Origin of the sequence: Pseudomonas sp. CROZ-RG-20F-R04-15, assembly GCF_022662375.1 — a bacterium.
In the GTDB taxonomy this organism is placed as follows: Bacteria; Pseudomonadota; Gammaproteobacteria; order Pseudomonadales; family Pseudomonadaceae; genus Aquipseudomonas.
This window is the reverse complement of the sequence record NZ_JAKNQL010000083.1, coordinates 1-308: the sequence shown is the minus strand read 5'-3', so window position 1 is coordinate 308 and position 308 is coordinate 1. Positions and strand designations below refer to the sequence as shown.

At 57.5% G+C, this 308-nt stretch carries 1 protein-coding gene; it reads left to right on the top strand.

Annotated features, from left to right (window positions below):
• Window positions 1–308: RHS repeat-associated core domain-containing protein (locus tag L8H52_RS30370; RefSeq protein WP_242210174.1), on the top strand; the 308-nt coding region annotated here is incomplete at both ends.

Here is a 308-nt window from a genome sequence, read left to right as displayed (position 1 = left end):
ACGCCGTTCTATTACCAACTCGACCACCTCGGCACACCGCAGGAGCTCACCGACTACAGCGGTGAAATCATGTGGTCGGCGAAGTACCGAGCGTACGGTAATCTCGCCGCGCTGGACGTCAGCGAGATCGATAACCCGTTGCGGTTCCAGGGTCAGTATTTCGATGCGGAGACAGGGTTACATTACAACCGGCACCGCTACTACAATCCGGGAACTGGACGGTTTTTGACGCCGGATCCGATCAAGCTTGCGGGTGGGTTGAATAGCTACCAGTACGTGCCTAACCCTACGGGGTGGGTGGATCCGCT